Raw genomic sequence first — 20,445 nt, forward strand, 5'->3', positions numbered from 1 at the left:
GATGCCCCCGCGTCGCCTCAAACTCGTACTCATTCTCACCGTTCTGGGCGCGAGTTCCCTGGCGCTACTGGCCTGGACGCAGGTCTGGGTGCACGCTGAAGTGGGACTGCCCGACGCTGGCACCCAGGTGCTCCAAGTCGACGGAGCTATCGCCGCGCCGGCACTGACGGCGCTGGCACTGGCCGGGTTCGCCCTCGCCGGTGCCCTCACCATTGCGGGTCGGCTCATTAGGGTGGTACTCGGCGGGCTTGAGGTTCTCCTCGGGTTCTCGGTGTTTCTCGCCGGATATCTCGCGGTCGAGGATCCGTCTCAGGCCAGTGCCGCTGCGGTCACTGCCGCGACCGGAATTGCCGGACACGAATCCATTCAGCTGAGCGTTCTCGGCACGGTGGTCACCCCGTGGCCGTTCGTCGCAATGGGCGCCGCTGTCATTATGTCGGCGACCGGTGTGATCGTCATCGTGACGAGCGCACGCTGGCCCGGACCAACCCGCAAATACCAGGCCGTGCGTTTTGAACCGGTAGCCGACCCCGACGGTTCCGTGCCAGCCTTGCCGGTGACCGGCGTTGCGTCGACCGAGCCCGCACCGGCTGACTCCGTCGGCGACTGGGATGATCTCAGTCGCGGCGAAGACCCGACCGCTCGCTGAGGGCGCGCTGTCGCTCCGCTAGACTTGACCTGCTTGTCAACGCACACAGTGTTTACGCATTTACGAGGAGAACCATGAGCATCGATCTGTCAGATCCCGGACACGGCCACTCCCCGGCGGCCTGGATCGCAGTCATCATCATGCTGGCTGCCTTCACCATCGGCACCACAGCATTCTTCTTTAGCCTCGCCTGGCTCGTCTGGGCTTCCTTCGGATTGCTTATAGCCGGGCTGATCGTCGGCTACGTACTGAGCAAAGTCGGCTACGGCGTCAGCGCCACGTCGGCCGAGCACTAACCGGCGGCGCTGAGACCTGGTGCTGCAAGAACTTCTCGCTGGCGCGCTCTCCGACGCCGAACAGCGCCTCCTCACTCGTCCCTTGGCGAGAGTGGAGGCTGCGGCGCGCGCCCACGCGCCCGCCCTCGATGCATTAGCTGCCCTGGCCCCCGCTGAACGGGTCAAGATTCTCGCAGAAATCAAGCGGGCCAGCCCGAGCCGTGGCGCTCTGGCGTCCATCACCGACCCGGCAGCCCTGGCAGTGTCCTACGAGTCCGGCGGAGCAAGCGCTATCAGCGTACTGACAGAGGGTCGCCGTTTTCACGGCTCACTGACCGACCTCGAGCAGGTCCGGGCAGCGGTGAGCATTCCTATCCTGCGTAAGGACTTCATCGGCACGCCGTATCAGGTATTCGAGGCCCGCGCGGCCGGCGCCGACCTCGTGCTGCTCATCGTGGCCGCGCTCGATCAAGCCACCCTGCTCTCGCTGCACGATCTCATTCGCGAGCTCGGAATGACCGCGCTGGTCGAAACGCACAGTGGCGACGAAGTCAGCCGCGCACTCGACATCGGCGCGAGCCTGGTCGGCGTCAACGCGCGCAACCTGTCCACTTTTGAACTCGACCAGAACCTCTTCGGCACTCTCGCCGACAAAATCCCGTCCGGTGTTATCCGAGTCGCCGAATCCGCCGTCAAGACGGCCGCCGACGTGGCGCACTACCGTGGCGCTGGCGCCGATGTCGTTCTGGTTGGCGAAGCGCTCGTCACGAGCGATCCCATCCGAACCCTCTCCGAGTTTTTGGCGGTATAAATGTCTTTACGTACACAGCCCGGCCCCTATTTCGGCGACTTCGGCGGCAGGTTCGTGCCCGAATCCCTCGTGGCGGCGCTCGATGAACTCACAGCGGAATACGAACTCGCCAAGAACGATCCAGCCTTTGCTGCGGCGCTGATGGACTTGCATCTCACCTACACCGGTCGTCCTTCGATCATCACCGAGGTACCGCGATTCGCTGAGTATGCCGGCGGGGCCCGCATCATCCTCAAGCGTGAAGATCTCAATCACACCGGTTCCCACAAGATCAATAACGCCCTCGGACAGGCCCTTCTCACCAAACGCATCGGTAAGACCCGCGTGATCGCCGAAACCGGGGCCGGCCAGCACGGCGTGGCCACGGCCACCGTCGCCGCCCTGTTCGGGTTAGAGTGCGTCGTCTATATGGGCGAGGTAGACACGGAACGTCAGGCCCTCAACGTGGCGCGGATGCGTCTGCTCGGGGCAGAGGTCGTTCCGGTTAAGACCGGCTCGCGCACCCTGAAGGACGCCATCAACGACGCCATGCGCGACTGGGTCACCAACGTCGACACCACCAATTACATCTTCGGAACCGTAGCCGGACCGCATCCGTTTCCCGCCATGGTGCGTGACTTTCAAAAAATCATCGGCGAGGAAGCTCGCCAGCAGGTTCTCGATCTGACCGGCAGCCTGCCGGACGCCGTCACCGCCTGTGTTGGCGGAGGCTCCAACGCAATGGGTATCTTTCACGCCTTTCTCGACGATCCCAATGTCGCACTATTCGGCTATGAGGCGGCCGGTGACGGCGTCGATACGCCACGCCACGCTGCCACCATCACCAAGGGTCGTCCCGGAGTACTTCACGGTGCCCGGAGCATGCTGCTGCAGGATGAAGACGGCCAGACCATCGAATCCCACTCCATATCGGCGGGGCTCGACTATCCCGGCGTCGGACCGGAGCACGCCTGGCTTGCCAGCATCGGCCGGGCCACCTACCTGCCGATCACCGATGACGAGGCGATGAGCGCCCTGCGCCTGCTCAGCCGCACCGAGGGCATCATTCCCGCGATCGAGTCATCCCACGCCCTCGCCGGTACCCTCGAACTCGGCCGCACGCTCGGCCCGGAGGCGACCATTCTGGTCAACCTCAGCGGTCGCGGCGATAAAGACATGGAAACAGCTGGCCGGTACTTCGACCTGCTCGACGAAGGCGCGGAACAGTCATGACGACCCCAATCCCCAGCGACACTGTGAGCACGGTTGAACAGGCCATTGCGCGCCGACGCTCCGAGGGTGGCGGAGCCCTTATCGGCTACCTTCCGGTCGGTTTTCCCACACTGAGTGAGAGCATCGACGCCGCAGTGGCCCTCGTCGCCAACGGCGTTGACATTATCGAACTCGGCCTGCCCTACTCCGACCCGGTGATGGATGGCCCCGTCATTCAGGCGGCCACCCAGCAGGCCCTGGCCAACGGGTTCAAGCTGCGTCACGGGTTCGAAGCGATCAGTGCAATCACCGCGCAGGTCGATGCGCCAATTCTCGTCATGACCTACTGGAACCCGGTTGTGCAGTACGGTGTTGAACGATTCGCCGACGATCTGCGCGCAGCCGGCGGTGCTGGTCTAATCACCCCAGACCTCATTCCCGACGAGGCTGCCGATTGGATGGCCGCAAGCGAACGCACCGGTCTCGATCGAGTCTTCCTGGCAGCGCCTTCCTCCTCGGACGCCCGGTTGGTGCAGGCGATGGAAGCGAGCCGCGGCTTCGTCTATACGGTCTCGACGATGGGTACCACCGGGGCTCGCGCGGGTGTCGATGCCGCCGCTCGTATTCTGGTGGAGCGTCTGCGCGCAGTCGGCTGCACGAGTGCGTGCGTCGGACTCGGGATCTCCACTCCCGGGCAGGTGCGCGAAATTCTCGGCTACGCCGACGGCGCCATCGTCGGGTCAGCCCTCGTGAAAGCGCTCAACGACGGGGGAGTACCCGCCGTTGCCCGTCTGGCTCTCGACCTCGCCGCCGGCGCAAACGATATTCGCCCGGCGTCAACCCCCGGGTAAATCCAGTCGCGATCTACACTAAATAGTTCGAGGCGATCCATCGATTCGCCCCAGGTGACGTGAGTCACGATGAAAGGTAGTACCCAGGTGTCTTTGAGTCTTCTGAGCGCGAGCATCCCGAGTCCGGAGTGGAGTTTCTTCGACCTCCACTTCTTCGACCTCGCCACGTTCCGTATTCACGCCTACGCGCTGTGCATTCTCGCCGGAATCATTCTGGCGACGATCATCACGTCGCGCCGCCTCACCAAGCGTGGTGCCGAGCCGGGAGTCGTGCTCGACATCATCCTCTGGGCGGTTCCGCTCGGCATCGTCGGTGCTCGTATCTACCACGTGCTCACCCACCCCGGAGACTACTTCTTTGAGGGCGCCGACCTACTCCGCACGCTCTACATCTGGGAGGGCGGCAACGCCATCTTCGGGTCGCTGATCGGTGGCGCCGTTGGTGCCTACATCGGCTGCCGGATGGCCGGCATCCGCTTCTGGACCTTCGCCGACGCCGTCGCCCCCGCCCTGCTCGTCGCGCAGGCCACCGGTCGGCTCGGCAACTGGTTCAACCAGGAATTATTCGGGCTGCCCACAACTCTGCCATGGGGCCTCGAAATCGAGCCGACCAATCCTGCCTTCCCGGTTGGGCTGCCAGCCGACACACTGTTCCACCCGACTTTCCTGTATGAGATCATCTGGAACCTGCTCGGTGTTGCCGTTATCCTCTATCTGGAGCGCAAATTCCGACTGCGTTTCGGCCAGACTCTTGGTGCCTACCTCATCTGGTACGGACTAGGGCGCAGCTTTTTTGAGTCGATTCGCATTGACCCGAGCGAAATCTACTTCGGAATCCGTACCAATGTCTGGGCGGCCCTCGCCTCTATCGCTCTTGGCCTGATCATCATTCTCGTGCAGCGCCAGCGTCACCCGGGACTTGAGCCCAGCCCGTATATCCCCGGTCGGGAATGGATCGGGCCGGACGCTGGGCTAGAATTGGAAGATAGCGATTCGGATGATCTTGATCAAAGCTCCGCGAATCAGAGCGATGTTGCCGATGAACGCACCGAATCACCCGAGGCTCCAGCCACAAGCACGAGCGCTTCGCGTCTGTAGAATCACGTCGCTGCATCCCAGCTGACACACACCCAGCGTCGCCCGCTGATGGGCCTGACCCGAACAGGGCGACGGTTACAGATTTTCGCACTTCTCCTTCGGGCCAGCGTCGTCCCTTACTGCCAGTCATCTCGTGAGGACGGTCTCAATGGCGCAGAAACCTCTGTATTCCCGCTTCAGCAGCATGCCAGAAGCATCCGGCTTGTACGACCCGGCGGCCGAACGCGACGCGTGCGGCCTGGCCATGGTGGCGACCCTGCGAGGGACCGCCGGACACGACATCATCACCCAAGCCCTCGATGCCCTGCGCAACCTGGAACACCGTGGTGCGGTCGGCTCCGATGCCGGCACCGGTGACGGCGCAGGCATCATCACCCAAATACCGGATGCTTTCCTGCGCGCCGTCACAGAGTTCGCTCTTCCCCCGGTTGGGCAGTACGCCGTCGGAAACGTCTTCTTGCCGACCGACCCGACCGCGCGCACCGCCATCAAACGTGCCATCAGTCTCATCGCCGACGACGAAAGCCTCACCATCATCGGGTGGCGCGAGGTTCCGGTGCACCCTGAAGACCTCGGCAGCCAGGCCCGCGCGAACATGCCGGCGATCCAGCAGCTGTTTGTGCAAAGCACCCGCACCACCGAGTCCGGCGAGCCGTTTTCCGACATTGCCCTCGATCGCCAGACCTTTCGACTGCGCAAGCGTGCGGAACGCGAACTCGAGATTTACTTCGTGTCGTTGTCCTGCCGCACCCTCGTCTATAAGGGCATGGTCACAACCCTGCAACTCGAACCGTTCTACCCGGACCTGTCCGACGAACGCTTCGCCTCGACGCTGGCCCTCGTGCACTCGCGCTACTCAACCAACACGTTCCCGTCCTGGCCGCTCGCCCAGCCGTTCCGTATGATCGCCCACAACGGCGAGATCAACACGGTGCAGGGCAACCGCAATTGGATGCGCGCCCGCCAGTCCCAGCTTGAATCTGAGCTGCTCGGCGATCTCGCCCCGCTGTTGCCGATCGTCACCCCGGGCGCCAGCGACTCGGCCTCCTTCGATGAGGTCGTCGAACTGCTCAGCCTGTCTGGTCGATCACTGCCGCACGCCATCATGATGATGGTGCCGGAGGCGTGGGAAAACCAGACCGACCTCGACGACGAACGCCGCGACTTCTACGAATATCACTCCATGCTCATGGAGCCGTGGGACGGCCCCGCCGCGATCGTTTTCACCGACGGGTCCCTCGTCGGTGCAACGCTCGACCGCAACGGCCTGCGGCCCGGGCGTTACCTCATCACGGACGACGGGCTCGTCGTACTCGCAAGCGAGATCGGCGTGCTGGGCATTGATCCGGCCCGTGTCGTGCGCAAGGGGCGCCTGCGCCCGGGCCAAATGTTCCTGGTCGACACCAAGGCCGGCCGTATCATCGACGACCGTGAGATCAAAGCGGACCTGTCGACAAGCGAGCCCTGGGGCGATTGGCTGCAGAAGGGGCGCATCAACCTGAAGGACCTGCCGGAGCGGGAGCACATCGTGCACCCGCCGGCCTCCGTTGTGCGCCGCCAGCGCACCTTTGGCTACACCGAAGAAGAGGTGCGCATTCTGCTCACCCCGATGGCCAGGACCGGCGCCGAACCGCTCGGCGCTATGGGGAGTGACACGCCCATCGCCGTGCTCAGCGACCGCCCACGCCTCATGTTCGATTACTTCACCCAGCAGTTCGCTCAGGTCACCAACCCGCCGTTGGACTCCATTCGGGAAGAAGTCGTCACGAGCCTCAGGCTCGGTCTCGGACCGGAGCGCAACCTACTCTCAGCCGGCCCTGAACACGCCCGGCAGGTCATTCTGGACTTCCCGGTCATCGACAATGACGAACTGGCCAAGATCCAACACATCGACCCCGTCGTCGGCAGCCGCACCACCACGACCGTTCGTGGCCTCTACCGCTTCGAAGAAGGCCCGGACGCGCTGTCGAAGCGCCTCGCCGCCATTTGCGTTGAGGTCGATGAGGCCATAGAGGCCGGCGCGCTGTTCATCGTGCTGAGTGACCGTGACTCCAACAAAGACCTGGCGCCCATCCCATCGCTGCTCATGATCGCGGCCGTGCACCACCACCTGATTCGTACCGAGAACCGCATGAAGGTCGGAATCGTGGTCGAGGCCGGCGACGTACGCGAAGTGCACCACGTGGCCCTGCTCATCGGCTACGGCGCCTCCGCGGTCAACCCGTACCTGGCAATGGAAACCTGCGAAGACCTCGTGCGCAGCGGAATCATCACCAACGTCACGCCCGAAAGGGCGGTGCGCAACGTCATTAAGGCCCTCGGTAAGGGCGTGCTTAAAATCATGTCCAAGATGGGCATCTCCACCGTGTCGTCCTACGCCGGTGCCCAGGCCTTCGAAGCGGTCGGTCTGGCCCAGTCCTTCGTCGACCAATACTTCACCGGCACGACGAGCAAGCTCGGCGGCGTCGGCATCGACGTGATCGGCGTTGAAAATCTGTCGCGGCACGCATCCGCTTATCCAATGGATGCCGCGGTGACCGCCCACGAGCGTCTCGCGACCGGTGGCGAATATCAGTGGCGTCGAGATGGAGCCCCGCACCTGTTCAACCCGGAGACCATCTTCCGGCTGCAGCATGCCACCCGTACCCGGCGCTACGACATCTTTCGCGAGTACACGAAAATGGTCGACGATCAGGCCGAATCTCTGATGACGCTGCGTGGCATGTTCACACTCAGCCCTGGCCAGCGCCCCCCTGTACCCCTCGACGAGGTCGAATCGGTCTCCCAGATCGTCAAACGGTTCTCCACCGGCGCGATGAGCTACGGCTCCATTTCGCAGGAAGCGCACGAGACCCTCGCGATTGCCATGAACCGCCTAGGCGGTAAGTCCAACACCGGCGAGGGCGGCGAAGACCTCGACCGCCTGCTCGACCCGACCCGGCGCAGCGCTGTGAAGCAGGTCGCGTCCGGTCGATTCGGTGTCACGAGCATGTACCTGACCCACGCCGAGGATATCCAGATCAAACTTGCCCAGGGTGCCAAGCCCGGCGAGGGCGGTCAGCTTCCTCCCACCAAGGTGTACCCGTGGATCGCTCGCACCAGGCACGCCACGGCCGGCGTCGGCCTCATCTCGCCTCCGCCGCACCACGATATCTACTCGATTGAAGACCTCAAGCAGCTCATCTTCGACCTGAAACGGGCCAACCCGAAGGCGCGCATCCACACCAAACTGGTCAGCCAGTCGGGTATCGGAGCCGTCGCGGCCGGGGTCGCCAAGGCTCTCTCCGACGTGATCCTGATCAGCGGCCACGACGGCGGAACGGGCGCGAGCCCGGTCAACTCGCTCAAGCACGCCGGTACGCCGTGGGAACTCGGCCTCGCCGAGACCCAGCAGACGCTCATGCTCAACGGCATGCGCGACCGGGTGGTCGTACAGGTTGACGGCCAGCTGAAGACAGGGCGTGACGTACTCGTCGGCGCCCTGCTCGGCGCCGAGGAATTCGGTTTCGCCACCGCGCCGCTCGTCGTCTCTGGCTGCATCATGATGCGCGTCTGTCACCTCGACACCTGCCCCGTCGGCGTGGCCACGCAGAACCCGGAGTTGCGTAAACGCTTCAATGGTCAGGCTGACCATGTCGTGAATTTCTTCGAGTTCATCGCCCAGGAAGTTCGTGAGTACCTCGCCGAACTCGGATTCCGCAGTCTTGACGAAGCTATCGGTCACCGTGAAGTGCTGAACGTCAACCGTGCTCTGACCCACTGGAAGGCGCAGGGGCTTGACCTCGCACCCATTCTCAGCGGCCCGGACTTTTCCGAGAGCGAACCGCGCAAGTGGGCCCGCGCCCAGGAGCACGAGCTGGACAAGCACTTCGACAACGAACTGATTCGTCGCAGCCAGAGCGTGCTCGAGCACGGCGGCGCGATCAGCATCGACCTGCCGATCCGCAACACCGAGCGTGCCGTCGGAACCATGCTCGGCAACCAGGTCACTCTCCGGCATGGCGAAAACGGCCTCCCGGCAGGGTCGATCGAGGTCACCCTTACCGGGTCTGCCGGGCAGTCATTCGGAGCGTTCCTGCCGAGCGGCATCACCCTGCGACTGGAAGGTGATTCCAACGACTACGTCGGTAAGGGCCTGTCGGGCGGGCAGATCATCGTTCGCCCCGATCGGACCAGCCAATTTCCGGCCGAAGACAACGTCATCGCTGGAAACGTGATCGGTTACGGGGCGACCCAGGGCAGCCTGTTCATTCGTGGCATTGTTGGCGAACGCTTCCTGGTGCGCAACTCCGGTGCGATCGCCGTCGTGGAGGGCGTGGGGGACCACGCCCTCGAATACATGACCGGGGGCCTCGCGCTCATCCTCGGCGAGACCGGGCGCAACCTCGGAGCCGGAATGAGCGGTGGCACGGCATACGTCTACGGACTCACCGCTGAACGGGTCAACCGTGACGCGTTGACGTCGGGGGAGTTGCGTCTGCTGGCGCTCGACAGCGTCGATCGTGAGATCGTGCGCGACCTGCTCGAACAACACCGGGACCAGACCGACTCCGCGCTGGCCAAGCGAATGCTCGACAACCTGGAAGAAACCATGAACGCTTTTGTCAAGGTGCTGCCGCGCGACTACGCGGCCGTGCTGGAGACCAGACAAACGGCCGTCGATGAGGGACTCGATCCCGACGGTCTGGTTGTCTGGAATCGAATTCTGGAGGTAACCAATGGCTGATCCGAAGGGATTCCTGAAGACCACGGAACGTGAGCTCCCGGCTCGCCGACCGGTGGCCATCCGCTTGATGGACTGGAAAGAGGTCTACGAGCAGGGTGACACTGCCGTGCTCAAACGGCAGGCCGGCCGCTGTATGGACTGCGGTGTGCCGTTCTGCCACCAGGGTTGCCCGCTCGGCAACCTCATTCCCGAGTGGAACGATCTGGTCTGGCGCGACGAGGGTCGAGCGGCCATCGAACGCCTGCACGCGACGAACAACTTTCCCGAATTCACCGGTCGGCTCTGCCCGGCCCCGTGTGAATCGTCGTGTGTGCTCGGCATCAATCAGCCCGCCGTGACCATTAAGCAGGTCGAGGTGTCGATCATCGACCAGGCGTTCGCCAAGGGCTGGGTACAGCCGCAACCGCCCGGCCGTCTGACCGGCAAGACCGTCGCGGTCGTCGGCTCCGGCCCGGCCGGACTGGCCGCAGCCCAGCAACTCACCCGCGCCGGTCACACCGTCGCCGTGTTCGAACGCGACGACCGCATCGGCGGGTTGCTGCGCTACGGCATTCCCGACTTTAAAATGGAGAAGAAGCACCTCGAACTACGCCTCGCCCAGATGACGGCAGAGGGCACCCGCTTTCGCGCCAACGTCAACATCGGTGTGGACATCATGTGGGATGACCTGCGTGCCCGCTACGACGCTGTTGTGGTGGCGACCGGTGCCATGGTGCCCCGCGACCTGCCGATTCCGGGGCGCGATCTGCCCGGAGTGCACTTCGCCATGGAATACCTGGTTCAGCAGAACAAGATCGGCGCCGGCGGAAGCATCGAAGCGCGCATCGACGCTGAGGGCAAGCACGTGGTGGTGCTCGGCGGTGGTGACACCGGTGCCGACTGCATCGGCACGGCGCATCGCCAGCTGGCAGCATCCGTCACCAACCTCGCGATCGGCAAGCAGCCGGGCACGACCCGCCCGGAGAGCCAGCCTTGGCCGATATCGCCGACCCTGTTCGAGGTTTCCAGCGCTCACGAAGAGGGCGGCACCCGCCAGTACCTCGCGTCGACGGTGGAGTTTCTGGCCAACGAATTCGGCGAGGTGCGAGCCATTCGCATCGCCGAGACCGAGTACCTTGACGGACGCCGCGTTCCCAAGGCCGGTTCGGAGCGGGAAATCCCGGCCGACCTGGTGTTGCTCGCCATGGGCTTCACCGGTCCGGAACAAGGTGACCTCGGCCACCAGCTGAAGGTTCCCTTCGACGGGCGCGGCAACGTTGAGCGTGACGGCAACTACCAGACCAGCCAGGAGGGTGTCTTCGTCGCCGGCGACGCCGGTCGGGGTCAGTCGCTGATCGTCTGGGCCATCGCCGAGGGTCGCGCAGCGGCCGCTTCGGTCGATGCGTTTCTGGAAGGGCAGACGCAACTGCCGTCTCCCGTTAAGCCCACGGACCGCTCGTTTTCCCTCTAATCCACTAGCCTTCCTGCACCACGTCGAAATGCGCCTGAAGAGCGCGGAAATCGGAGATTTACCAGAATGAGACGCGCAAAAATCGTTGCTACCCTCGGGCCGGCGGCGGCCAGTTACGAGCAGATCAGAGCCCTCATCGACGCGGGCGTCGACGTATGTCGTATGAACCTGAGCCACGGCAACTACCAGGTGCACGAGAGCGTATACGCCAATGTGCGCAAGGCCGCCAACGATTCCGGCCGTGCCATCGCCGTCATGGTTGACCTGCAGGGTCCCAAGATTCGTCTGGGCAAATTCGAGGGCGGCCCGTACGAGCTCGCCGTCGGCGACATCTTCAAGATCACCACCGAAGACGTACTCGGCACCAAAGAACTATCCGGCACGACTTTTAAAGGGCTGCCGCACGATGTGCACCCCGGCGATTTTCTGCTCATCGACGATGGCAAGGTCAAGGTGCAGGTCATCGAAACGGATGGCGTCGTCGTCACCACCAAGGTGATCGTCGCCGGCCCGGTCTCCAATAACAAGGGCATCAACCTGCCCGGCGTGGCCGTCAATGTTCCCGCCCTGTCGGAGAAAGACGAAGCCGACCTGCGCTGGGGCCTGCGTCTCGGAGCCGACCTCATCGCGCTGTCGTTCGTGCGTAGCGCCGATGACATCGTCCGCGTGCACGAGATCATGGCCGAAGAAGGCCGCCGCGTTCCGGTGATCGCCAAGATCGAGAAGCCGCAGGCCGTCGACAACCTCGAAGAAATCGTTGACGCCTTCGACGCGATTATGGTCGCCCGTGGCGACCTCGGCGTCGAGCTGCCGCTTGAGGCCGTGCCGATTGTGCAAAAGCAGGCCGTTGAGATCGCTCGCCGCATGGCCAAGCCGGTCATCGTGGCCACGCAGATGCTCGAATCCATGATTTTGAGCCCGGTACCCACCCGTGCGGAGACCAGCGATGTCGCAAACGCCGTGCTCGACGGTGCGGATGCCGTCATGCTCAGCGGTGAGACCAGCGTTGGAGAATACCCCGTTGTCACGGTGCAGACCATGGCCCGCATTGTGGAGTCGACCGAGGTACACGGCCTCGAGCGCATCGGAAAGCTGACCAACAAGCCGCGCACCCAGGGCGGTGCCATCACCCTGGCCGCCATCGAGGTCGCCGAATTCGTTGACGCGAAGTTCCTCTGTATCTTCACCGAATCCGGCGACTCAGCCCGCCGTATGTCGCGTCTGCGGTCGAAAATTCCGATGCTGGCCTTCACCCCGGAGGCGGGCATCCGTCGTCGTCTGGCCCTCACCTGGGGAATCCAGACCTACCTGGTGGACCCGGTTACCCACACCGACGCCATGTTCGGTCAGGTCGATGACATTCTGCTCGGGCAGGGCCTCGCGGAAATCGGTGACAAGGTCGTCGTCATCTCTGGTTCCCCTCCCGGAATCGTGGGTTCGACGAACGACATTCGCGTGCACCGCGTGGGCGACGCCCACAACGAGGTCGCGCCGGCGTACGTCAAGAAGTAGCGTTTATAGCGAAAAGCCCCGCTCCGTGATTTCGACGGAGCGGGGCTTTGGGCGATATCGACGTCTCTTTCATCTTCGCGTCCGCGACGCGAGCCGGAAACCCCGCTTCGTGATTTCGACGGAGCGGGGCTTTGGGCGATATCGACGACTCTTTCATCGTCGCGTCCGCGACGCGAGCCGGAAGCCCCGCGCGGGAGCGATATTCTGCGGTGGTTCGGGCACCCTGTGTCATGGACCTGTGGCACGGCCGTTGTTGAATTAGCAGTGAAAATGTTAAAACCCTGTTTGACCAAGGATTTAACTAATAAAAATTTGTACCGGTGGTGGGACTCGAACCCACACGTCCTTGCGAACAAAGCATTTTGAGTGCTCCGCGTCTGCCATTCCGCCACACCGGCTTACAACTACTCGTTCAGAATACCGTAGGCTTTTACCCGTGACCGACCAAGACAGCACCCCCACCCCTCCGCGCCGCGTTGTCGTCGCTGAGGACGAATCCCTCATCCGCCTCGACATCGTCGAGATTCTGCGCGACAACGGCTTTGAAGTCGTCGGCGAAGCCGGTGACGGAGAAACTGCGGTCGCCCTGGCGCGGGAGCTCCGCCCTGACCTGGTCATCATGGATGTCAAGATGCCCCAGCTCGACGGCATCAGCGCGGCCGAACGCCTCTCCAAGGAGCACATCGCCCCGGTCGTTCTGTTGACCGCGTTCAGCCAAAAAGAACTGGTCGAGCGCGCCACCGAAGCCGGCGCCCTCGCTTACGTGGTCAAGCCGTTCACCCCCAATGACCTGCTGCCCGCGATCGAGATCGCTCTCTCGCGTTACAGTCAGATCATCACCCTCGAAGCCGAGGTCGCCGACCTGGTCGAGCGGTTCGAGACCCGTAAGCTCGTCGACCGGGCCAAGGGGCTGCTCAACGAGAAGATGGGCCTGACCGAGCCGGAAGCCTTCCGCTGGATCCAAAAAGCCTCGATGGACCGTCGCCTCACCATGCACGACGTGTCTCAGGCGATCATCGAACAGCTCAGCGCCAAGAAGTAGTCGCAGTGTGCAATTAGAACGGCCCGGCAGATTCTGCCGGGCCGTTTTGCTGTCCGGCGGTGTGTACCGGTCCGGCTCCCTGCGGACTGCGTGTCGGTGGTGCCCGCTACTCTCGAAATAGACGAAGGGCGGCGCATGTTCCTACTGGATGGCAGCCTGGTGACCAGTGCAAGCGACCTGAGCGCCGCATCCGTTTGTGAGTTTGCGTTTCTGCGCCGTATCGACGCGAAACTCGGCCGCATTGACGGCGTGCCGGAACCGGTCGATGCCATGCTCGAACGTACATCCCGACTCGGCGACGAGCACGAACATCGGGTGCTTGAACGCTACCGGCAAGACTATTCGGTCATAGAGATTGCACGGCCAGAGCGGATATCACGCCCCGCCCTCAAAGCAGCGGCCGACAATACCCGGCTGGCCTTCACCGAGCGCCCCGACGTCATTTTTCAGGCCACCTTCTTCGATTCCGATTTTGGCCCACCCAACGGAGACGGCCCGATCGCCTTCCTCGGATTCGCCGACTTCATCGTGCGGCAAAGTGATGAAACCTGGCTGGTGCAAGACACGAAACTGGCCAGGCACGCCCGGGTGACCGCCCTGCTACAGCTGGCCGCTTACGCCGAACAACTTGAACGCATTGGGGTTGATGCGGCTGAGACCGTCGAACTGTTGCTCGGCGATGGCTCCGTCAGCGTGCACCAGCTGGCAGACATTCGCCCGGTGTACCGCAAGCGCAAACAGCGGCTCGTGCAGATCATCACCGAACGTTTCGGCGACAGTGCCTCCGTCAGGTGGGGAGACCCGCGCTACACCGTGTGTGGGCGCTGTGCAACCTGTGAGGTTGAGGTCCACAGACACCGCGACCTGCTCCTCGTAGCCGGACTGCGGCTGACGCAGCGCGCGCGCCTGGTGTCCGGTGGCATCCGCACCGTTGAGGAACTTGCAGCGTCCGACGGTGGTATCGACGGCATGGGCGATGTCACGCTCGCCGCCCTGCGCACACAGGCACGGCTGCAGATCCAAGCGGTGGTGGGTACGGCACCGCCAGTCGATGTGTTCAACCCCGGTGCGCTGGCCGTGCTGCCCGAGCCTAATCCCGGGGACATCTTCTTCGACTTCGAAGGTGACCCACTCTATTCCGAATCAGGCGCGTCAGCGGGTACCGATGAAGCGACCGGCACCGACGAACCCGCCACGGAGTGGGGCCTCGACTACCTCTTCGGATTGGTCGACGTCGATGAAAGATTTCATTCTTTCTGGGCGCACAGCTGGAGGGAAGAGAAGCAGGCACTCACTGAGTTTCTGGCGTACCTTGTCGACCGTCGCGCGCGGTACCCGGACATGCACGTCTACCATTACGCTGCCTACGAGCGCACCCACCTGCTCAGCCTCGCCGCGCGGCACGGCGTCGGCGAAGACCAGATCGATCAGCTGCTGCGCGAGAACGTGCTGGTCGACCTGTACCCGCTCGTGCGCAAGACCATGCGTGTCGGGTCCCGCTCGTACTCGATCAAGAAGCTCGAGCCGCTCTACATGGGCGCCGAACTGCGAGGCGGCGAGGTCACGAACGCGGCGGATTCCATCAGCGAATATGCCGGCGCTCGAGACCTGCACGCGCACGGCGACAAAGCCGAAGCGCAACGCATGCTGGATTCCATCGCCGACTACAACCGTTACGACTGCGTGTCGACGTTGCGCCTGCGCGACTGGCTGCTCACGCTCGCGGTAGGGGCGGGCATCCGCTCAGCCGGCACCCAGCTCGAAGCAAAGGCCGACACGCTCGAGCCGTCGCCGGTGCGCGACGCCCTGCTCGCCGTCGCGGCCACGACTGGCCACACGTCGCGCACCGCCGACCAGGCGGCGGCGGCCTTCGCCGCCGCCGCGATCGACTACCACCGCCGGGAGCAGAAGAGTTTCTGGTGGGGACACTATTCTCGGCTTGAGTACCCGATCGACGAATGGCAAGACACCCGCGACGTGCTCATAGTCGACCGCGTCGACGTAGAGCGTGACTGGTTTCGCGAGGGCCAGCAGCGCGTCGATCGTCGACACCTGTGGCTTCGCGGGCGTCTGGCACCGGGCAGCAGCATCAAGCCCGGAGACCAGGCCGGGCCATACCTGCTCTACGAATACCCTGGGCCGTTCGCCAACCCCGACACCGCGGAGGGTGCTCGCACCCACCGCGCCGTAAAAGTGCTCGAGGTCGCCGACGACGGAGGAATCCTGGTCGAAGAGACCCTGTTGAAAGACGTCGCGCGCTACCACCACCGACCGAGCGCACTCGCCCCGGCCGCCCCGCCCCGGCCGTTACAGCAGAAGCCCGCCATCGATGAGTGGGCTAAAACGATCGTTGACGCCCAGCCGGACTGGCCGCGCGACCCTATGGTCGATATTTTGCGTCGCGCCCCGCCGCGCACCCGCACGGGACATCTGGCGGCCGTCGCAGCCGATGGAGAGACCATCGAAGCTGTCCTGACAAGTCTGCGTGACCTCGACAGGTCATACATTGCGATCCAGGGGCCACCCGGCACCGGCAAAACGTACCTCGGCGCCCACATCATCACGGCGCTCGTGCAGCAGCACGGCTGGAAGATTGGTGTCGTCGCTCAATCACACGCCGTCGTTGAGAATCTGCTCGGCGCCATCGTCACGGCCGGGCTCGATCCTGCCCTCGTCGGAAAGGTAGCCAAAACCGGGACTGACCCGGAACAGGCCACGTACACGACGCTGCCCAAAGACGGTCAACTGCTCTTTGCACTCGACCACGCCAATTCCGGATTCGTCATCGGCGGCACCGCCTGGGACTTCAGCAATTCTGCCCGTGTGCCGCGGCACAGTCTTGACCTGCTCGTCGTCGACGAGGCCGGCCAGTTTTCGCTCGCCTCGACTATCGCGGCGAGCGTCGGCGCGCAGAACCTGTTGTTGCTGGGCGACCCGCAGCAACTGCCGCAGGTGAGCCAGGGCATGCACCCCGAGCCGATCGACCAGTCAGCGCTCGGCTGGGTCGCGGCCGGCCACGACGTGCTGTCAGATACGCGAGGCTATTTTCTCGCCGAAAGTCGCCGCATGCATCCGGCGGTGGCAGAGCCGGTCTCCCGCCTCTCCTACGGCGGGCTCCTGCTCGCCAATCCGATCACCTCGACCCGGTTCCTCGCCGGTGTCACGCCTGGGCTGCACGCCGTTCCGGTCGTGCACACCGGCAATTCCACCTCATCAGCCGAAGAGGGGGATGCCGTCGTCGCACTCGTGCGTAACGCCCTCGGTCGGCTCTGGACCGACCCGACCGAGCATCGCAGCAACGACTTACTGAGCGAAGCCGACGTGATCGTCGTGACGCCCTACAACGCGCAGCTGGCCCTCGTGCATGCGGCGCTGGCCGCTGCCGGCTACTCCAACGTGCGGGTCGGCACGGTCGATAAGTTTCAGGGTCAGGAGGCGGCCGTGGCGATCGTCACCCTCGCTGCCAGCTCGGCCGACGACGTGCCGCGCGGCCTGGCCTTCCTCATTATGAAGAACCGGCTGAACGTTGCTATTTCGCGGGCCAAATGGGCCGCATATCTGGTCTATTCACCCGCATTGACGGCGCATCTGCCGGTGACGCCCGCTGGCCTCGCCGAGCTCAGCGCGTTCATCAGCCTGGTCGAGCCAGACTCGGCAGAGATCTAGGCTGACGGCGGCAGGTCTTTGATGATGTTCGTGATGCGAATCGTCGAGCAGCGCCGGCCGGCATCATCGGTGACGACGATTTCGTGGGTGGTGAGCGTGCGGCCAAGGTGAATCGGGGTGCACACCCCCGTGACGTAGCCGGACGTTGCCGAGCGATTGTGCGAGGCGTTGATTTCGATACCGACGGCGAGTTTTCCCGGTCCGGCATGCAGGTTCGCGGCCATCGAGCCGAGTGACTCACCGAGCACGACGTAGGCGCCGCCGTGCATGAGCATGGCCGGCTGCGTGTTGCCGGCCACGGGCATCCGTGCCACGGCCCGGTCAATGGTGAACTCGGTGAACTCCAGCCCCATCTTGTCGGCGAGATCTCCGCAGCCGCGCTGCTGAACCCAGGCGAGTGCGTCGTCAGTCGTATTGAACATGATCACCTTTGGTCGGGAAGCCCACGCGGGAAGACACTTGTAGGCTGGGGGAGTGTTGGACTCCGAAAAGCCTACCCTGATGATCATCGACGGCCACTCCCTGGCATTCAGGGCGTTCTTCGCCTTGCCGGTGGACAGCTTCCAGACCCATTCCGGGCAGCACACGAACGCCATCCACGGCTTTCTGTCGATGCTGCTCAGCCTGCTGCGCAACGAGAAGCCAACCCACCTCGCCGTCGCCTTCGACATTTCGCGCGCTTCCTTTCGCACCAGGGAATACCCGGAGTACAAGGGCACGCGTAATGCGACGCCTACGGAGTTCCTCGGCCAGATTCCGCTGCTGCAAGAAGCCCTCGCTGCGATGAACATCACGACCATCACCAAGGAAGACTTCGAGGCCGACGATATTCTCGCGACGCTATCGGTCGAAGGGACAGTGGCCGGCTACAACGTGCTCGTCGTCTCCGGGGACCGGGATGCGATCCAGCTCGTCAACGAGACCGTCACCCTGCTCTACCCCTCCAGCCAGGGCGTGTCGGCCCTCACTCGCTACGACCCGGCCCGGGTGCGCGAGCGCTACGGCATCGAACCGGAGCAGTATCCCGACGTCGCCGCCCTCGTCGGTGAAACCAGTGACAACCTGATCGGCATCAGCAAGGTCGGCGAGAAGACCGCCGTCAAGTGGCTCGGCCTCTACGGCAGCCTCGATGGCATCCTCGAACACGCCGACGAGATCAAGGGCGTCGTCGGCAACAACCTGCGCGAGCAGAGGGAGAACGCGATTCGCAACCGCCGGCTCAACCGCCTGGTCACCGACCTGGAGCTGCCCGTGGCCGTTGCCGCCCTCGAACGCGGGGCCATGAACACTGACGCCGTGCGCGACATCTTCACTCGCCTTGAATTTAAGACGCTGCTCGACCGGGTGCTCAAACTCGCCGGCGAAGACCCGGCGGCGGAAGGCTCTGCTCTCGTCGCCGCCATCGAGGAGGTTCCAGCCGTGCAGTCGCCCGTCGCGCAGGACCTGCTGGACGAGGAGCTGCAGTCCTGGCTCGACCGGGCAACGGCGGCCCACCCGGCCGGACTCGGCCTCACGGTGGAGGTGCAAGACGGCAAGGCTATCGGTTTCGGGCTGGCCAGCCCGACCGAAACCATCAACCTGCCGTGGCAGCCCGATCGCAAAGACTACGCCCCGCTCGAAGCCTGGCTCGCGAGTGATGCCCTGAAGATCATGAACGACGCCAAACACCAGGTGAAAGCCCTGCGCCGCAGCGGCCTGCCCTTCGCCGGCCTCGCCTTCGACACGCTGGTCGGCGCCTGGCTCGTCCGGCCCGGCGGACCGGACAAGACCCTGGCCGACCTCGTGTCACGGTACCTCGACGAAGCACTGCCGGTGACAGATCCCAACCAGCTCGTGCCCGACGAGACCCAGCAGGCTGGCGCCCCAGCCCAGGCCTGGTACACCCTGCGGGTATTCGCCGCCGTCGAGACCGCGCTGGATCCCGGGTCTCTCAAGCTGCTGCTGGAGATCGAGCTACCGACCCTGCTGGCCCTCGCCGACATGGAGCTCGCTGGCGTCAGCGTCTCGCACGAGCAACTCGCCGAACTATCAGCTGAGCTCGGCGCCAGCACCGCGAGTCTCGCCGCGGCGGCCTACGCCGAAATCGGCCGTGAGGTCAACCTCGGCTCACCCAAACAGCTGCAAGACGTGCTGTTCGAGCAGCTTCAGATGCCCAAGACCCGGGCCAACAAGACCGGTTTTTCAACGGATGCCGGCGCCCTGGCCGACCTGCAGGCGAGCAACCCGCATCCGTTCCTCGACCTGCTGCTGAAGCACCGTGATGCCACCAAGCTGCGCCAAATTGTTGAGACCCTCGATAAAGCCATCGACACGACCGGCCGAATCCACACCACCTACGTGCAGATCGGTACCACGACCGGCCGCATCTCCTCGAACGATCCGAACCTGCAGAACATCCCCGTGCGCACCGAGGAGGGTCGGCGCATCCGTGCCGCTTTCCAAGCCGGCGCGGGAAGCGAGAGTCTGCTCACTGCGGACTATTCGCAGATCGAGATGCGCATCATGGCGCATCTTTCCGAGGACGCGGGCCTGATCGAAGCCTTCAACGCCGGCGAGGACCTGCACCGTTTCGTCGGTTCGCGCATTTTCGGTGTTGACCCCGCCGATGTGTCCGGTGAGATGCGCAGCAAGGTCAAGGCGATGAGCTACGGGCTCGCCTACGGCCTCAGCGCATTCGGTTTATCCAAGCAGCTGCGCATCGACACCAAGGAAGCCAAGCAGCTCATGACCGACTACTTCGAGCGGTTCGGAGCTGTGCGCGACTATCTGCGCAACGTGGTCGAACAAGCCAGGGTTGACGGCTACACCGAGACCATCTACGGGCGGCGCCGGCCGTTCCCTGACCTGGCCAGCCCCAAACGAGTGCTGCGCGATAACGCGGAACGCGCGGCCCTCAACGCTCCGATTCAGGGTTCGGCGGCCGACATTATGAAGATCGCCATGAACGGTATCGCCGCCGATCTGGCGGATGCCTCGATGGGATCCAGCATGCTGCTTCAGGTACACGACGAGTTGATTTTCGACGTCGCACCGGGGGAGTGGGACGCCCTGCGCCAGGTCGTCACCCACAACATGGAGTCCGCCGCCGACCTGCTCGTTCCGCTGACAGTGCAGGTCGGTCGCGGACCCAACTGGGACGCAGCCGCCCACTAGTCCCTTGCGGGTTGACCGGCC

General features: G+C 64.0%; 13 protein-coding genes and 1 tRNA gene. 12 read left to right on the plus strand and 2 right to left on the minus strand.

What is annotated here, in order from left to right; all coding sequences use genetic code 11:
- The first annotated feature begins 1 nt into the window (after position 1).
- The 9 genes from E3T39_RS02975 to pyk all read left to right on the plus strand — a co-directional run bounded on the left by E3T39_RS02975 (position 2) and on the right by pyk (position 12,563).
- A complete protein-coding gene (locus tag E3T39_RS02975; protein WP_166784018.1) occupies positions 2-649 on the plus strand; it encodes a Trp biosynthesis-associated membrane protein in 648 nt (215 codons plus the stop codon).
- A gap of 74 nt (positions 650-723) precedes the next feature.
- Positions 724-945 (plus strand): DUF6704 family protein, encoded by a 222-nt coding sequence (locus tag E3T39_RS02980; RefSeq protein WP_134513227.1) that lies wholly within the window; start codon positions 724-726, stop codon positions 943-945.
- A 19-nt stretch (positions 946-964) separates the two neighbouring features.
- Complete coding sequence (gene trpC, locus E3T39_RS02985; protein WP_134513228.1) at positions 965-1,735, plus strand: indole-3-glycerol phosphate synthase TrpC; 771 nt, start codon at positions 965-967, stop codon at positions 1,733-1,735.
- Positions 1,736-2,947, plus strand: a complete 1,212-nt coding sequence (trpB, locus tag E3T39_RS02990; protein WP_134513229.1) for a tryptophan synthase subunit beta — start codon at positions 1,736-1,738, stop codon at positions 2,945-2,947.
- A complete protein-coding gene (trpA, locus tag E3T39_RS02995) occupies positions 2,944-3,777 on the plus strand; it encodes a tryptophan synthase subunit alpha (RefSeq protein ID WP_134513230.1) in 834 nt (277 codons plus the stop codon). The genes trpB and trpA overlap by 4 nt, the downstream gene beginning before the upstream one ends.
- Positions 3,778-3,846: 69 nt before the next feature.
- Positions 3,847-4,875 (plus strand): prolipoprotein diacylglyceryl transferase, encoded by a 1,029-nt coding sequence (lgt, locus tag E3T39_RS03000; RefSeq protein WP_134513231.1) that lies wholly within the window; start codon positions 3,847-3,849, stop codon positions 4,873-4,875.
- A 148-nt stretch (positions 4,876-5,023) separates the two neighbouring features.
- Complete coding sequence (gltB, locus tag E3T39_RS03005) at positions 5,024-9,601, plus strand: glutamate synthase large subunit (protein WP_134513232.1); 4,578 nt, start codon at positions 5,024-5,026, stop codon at positions 9,599-9,601.
- The gene (locus E3T39_RS03010; RefSeq protein WP_134513233.1) at positions 9,594-11,051 is read left to right on the plus strand and encodes a glutamate synthase subunit beta; all 1,458 of its coding nucleotides are present in this window, start codon (positions 9,594-9,596) and stop codon (positions 11,049-11,051) included. The genes gltB and E3T39_RS03010 overlap by 8 nt, the downstream gene beginning before the upstream one ends.
- 66 nt (positions 11,052-11,117) lie before the next feature.
- Positions 11,118-12,563, plus strand: a complete 1,446-nt coding sequence (gene pyk / locus E3T39_RS03015; protein ID WP_134513234.1) for a pyruvate kinase — start codon at positions 11,118-11,120, stop codon at positions 12,561-12,563.
- Positions 12,564-12,878: 315 nt separating this feature from the next.
- On the opposite strand, the gene E3T39_RS03020 is transcribed toward pyk, so the two are convergent.
- Positions 12,879-12,961, minus strand: a tRNA-Leu gene (locus tag E3T39_RS03020).
- 38 nt (positions 12,962-12,999) lie between these two features.
- On the opposite strand from E3T39_RS03020, the gene E3T39_RS03025 reads away from it, so the two are divergent.
- Both E3T39_RS03025 and E3T39_RS03030 read left to right on the plus strand, forming a co-directional pair.
- Complete coding sequence (locus E3T39_RS03025) at positions 13,000-13,605, plus strand: ANTAR domain-containing response regulator (protein WP_035879545.1); 606 nt, start codon at positions 13,000-13,002, stop codon at positions 13,603-13,605.
- A gap of 135 nt (positions 13,606-13,740) precedes the next feature.
- Positions 13,741-17,271: a TM0106 family RecB-like putative nuclease gene (locus tag E3T39_RS03030; protein WP_134513235.1), complete on the plus strand. Its 3,531-nt coding sequence runs from the start codon at positions 13,741-13,743 to the stop codon at positions 17,269-17,271.
- Here E3T39_RS03030 and E3T39_RS03035 read toward each other — a convergent pair.
- The gene (locus E3T39_RS03035) at positions 17,268-17,693 is read right to left on the minus strand and encodes a hotdog fold thioesterase (protein WP_104192758.1); all 426 of its coding nucleotides are present in this window, start codon (positions 17,691-17,693) and stop codon (positions 17,268-17,270) included. The two genes, E3T39_RS03030 and E3T39_RS03035, sit on opposite strands and share 4 nt — an antisense overlap.
- A gap of 52 nt (positions 17,694-17,745) precedes the next feature.
- On the opposite strand from E3T39_RS03035, the gene polA reads away from it, so the two are divergent.
- On the plus strand, positions 17,746-20,424 hold the full coding sequence (polA, locus tag E3T39_RS03040) for a DNA polymerase I (RefSeq protein ID WP_134513236.1): 2,679 nt from the start codon (positions 17,746-17,748) through the stop codon (positions 20,422-20,424).
- The last annotated feature ends 21 nt before the right edge of the window (positions 20,425-20,445 follow it).

Origin of the sequence: Cryobacterium suzukii (assembly GCF_004403185.1) — a bacterium.
Lineage (GTDB): Bacteria > Actinomycetota > Actinomycetes > Actinomycetales > Microbacteriaceae > Cryobacterium > Cryobacterium suzukii.

Excerpts from the sequence above, each read along its gene's own strand:
- E3T39_RS02975 (WP_166784018.1), top strand. The coding sequence starts at position 2 with ATGCCCCCGCGTCGCCTCAAACTCGTACTCATTCTCACCGTTCTGGGC.
- E3T39_RS02980 (WP_134513227.1), top strand. The coding sequence starts at position 724 with ATGAGCATCGATCTGTCAGATCCCGGACACGGCCACTCCCCGGCGGCC.
- trpB (WP_134513229.1), top strand. The coding sequence starts at position 1,736 with ATGTCTTTACGTACACAGCCCGGCCCCTATTTCGGCGACTTCGGCGGC.
- trpA (WP_134513230.1), top strand. The coding sequence starts at position 2,944 with ATGACGACCCCAATCCCCAGCGACACTGTGAGCACGGTTGAACAGGCC.
- lgt (WP_134513231.1), top strand. The coding sequence starts at position 3,847 with ATGAAAGGTAGTACCCAGGTGTCTTTGAGTCTTCTGAGCGCGAGCATC.
- gltB (WP_134513232.1), top strand. The coding sequence starts at position 5,024 with ATGGCGCAGAAACCTCTGTATTCCCGCTTCAGCAGCATGCCAGAAGCA.
- E3T39_RS03010 (WP_134513233.1), top strand. The coding sequence starts at position 9,594 with ATGGCTGATCCGAAGGGATTCCTGAAGACCACGGAACGTGAGCTCCCG.
- pyk (WP_134513234.1), top strand. The coding sequence starts at position 11,118 with ATGAGACGCGCAAAAATCGTTGCTACCCTCGGGCCGGCGGCGGCCAGT.
- E3T39_RS03030 (WP_134513235.1), top strand. The coding sequence starts at position 13,741 with ATGTTCCTACTGGATGGCAGCCTGGTGACCAGTGCAAGCGACCTGAGC.
- E3T39_RS03035 (WP_104192758.1), bottom strand. The coding sequence starts at position 17,693 with ATGTTCAATACGACTGACGACGCACTCGCCTGGGTTCAGCAGCGCGGC.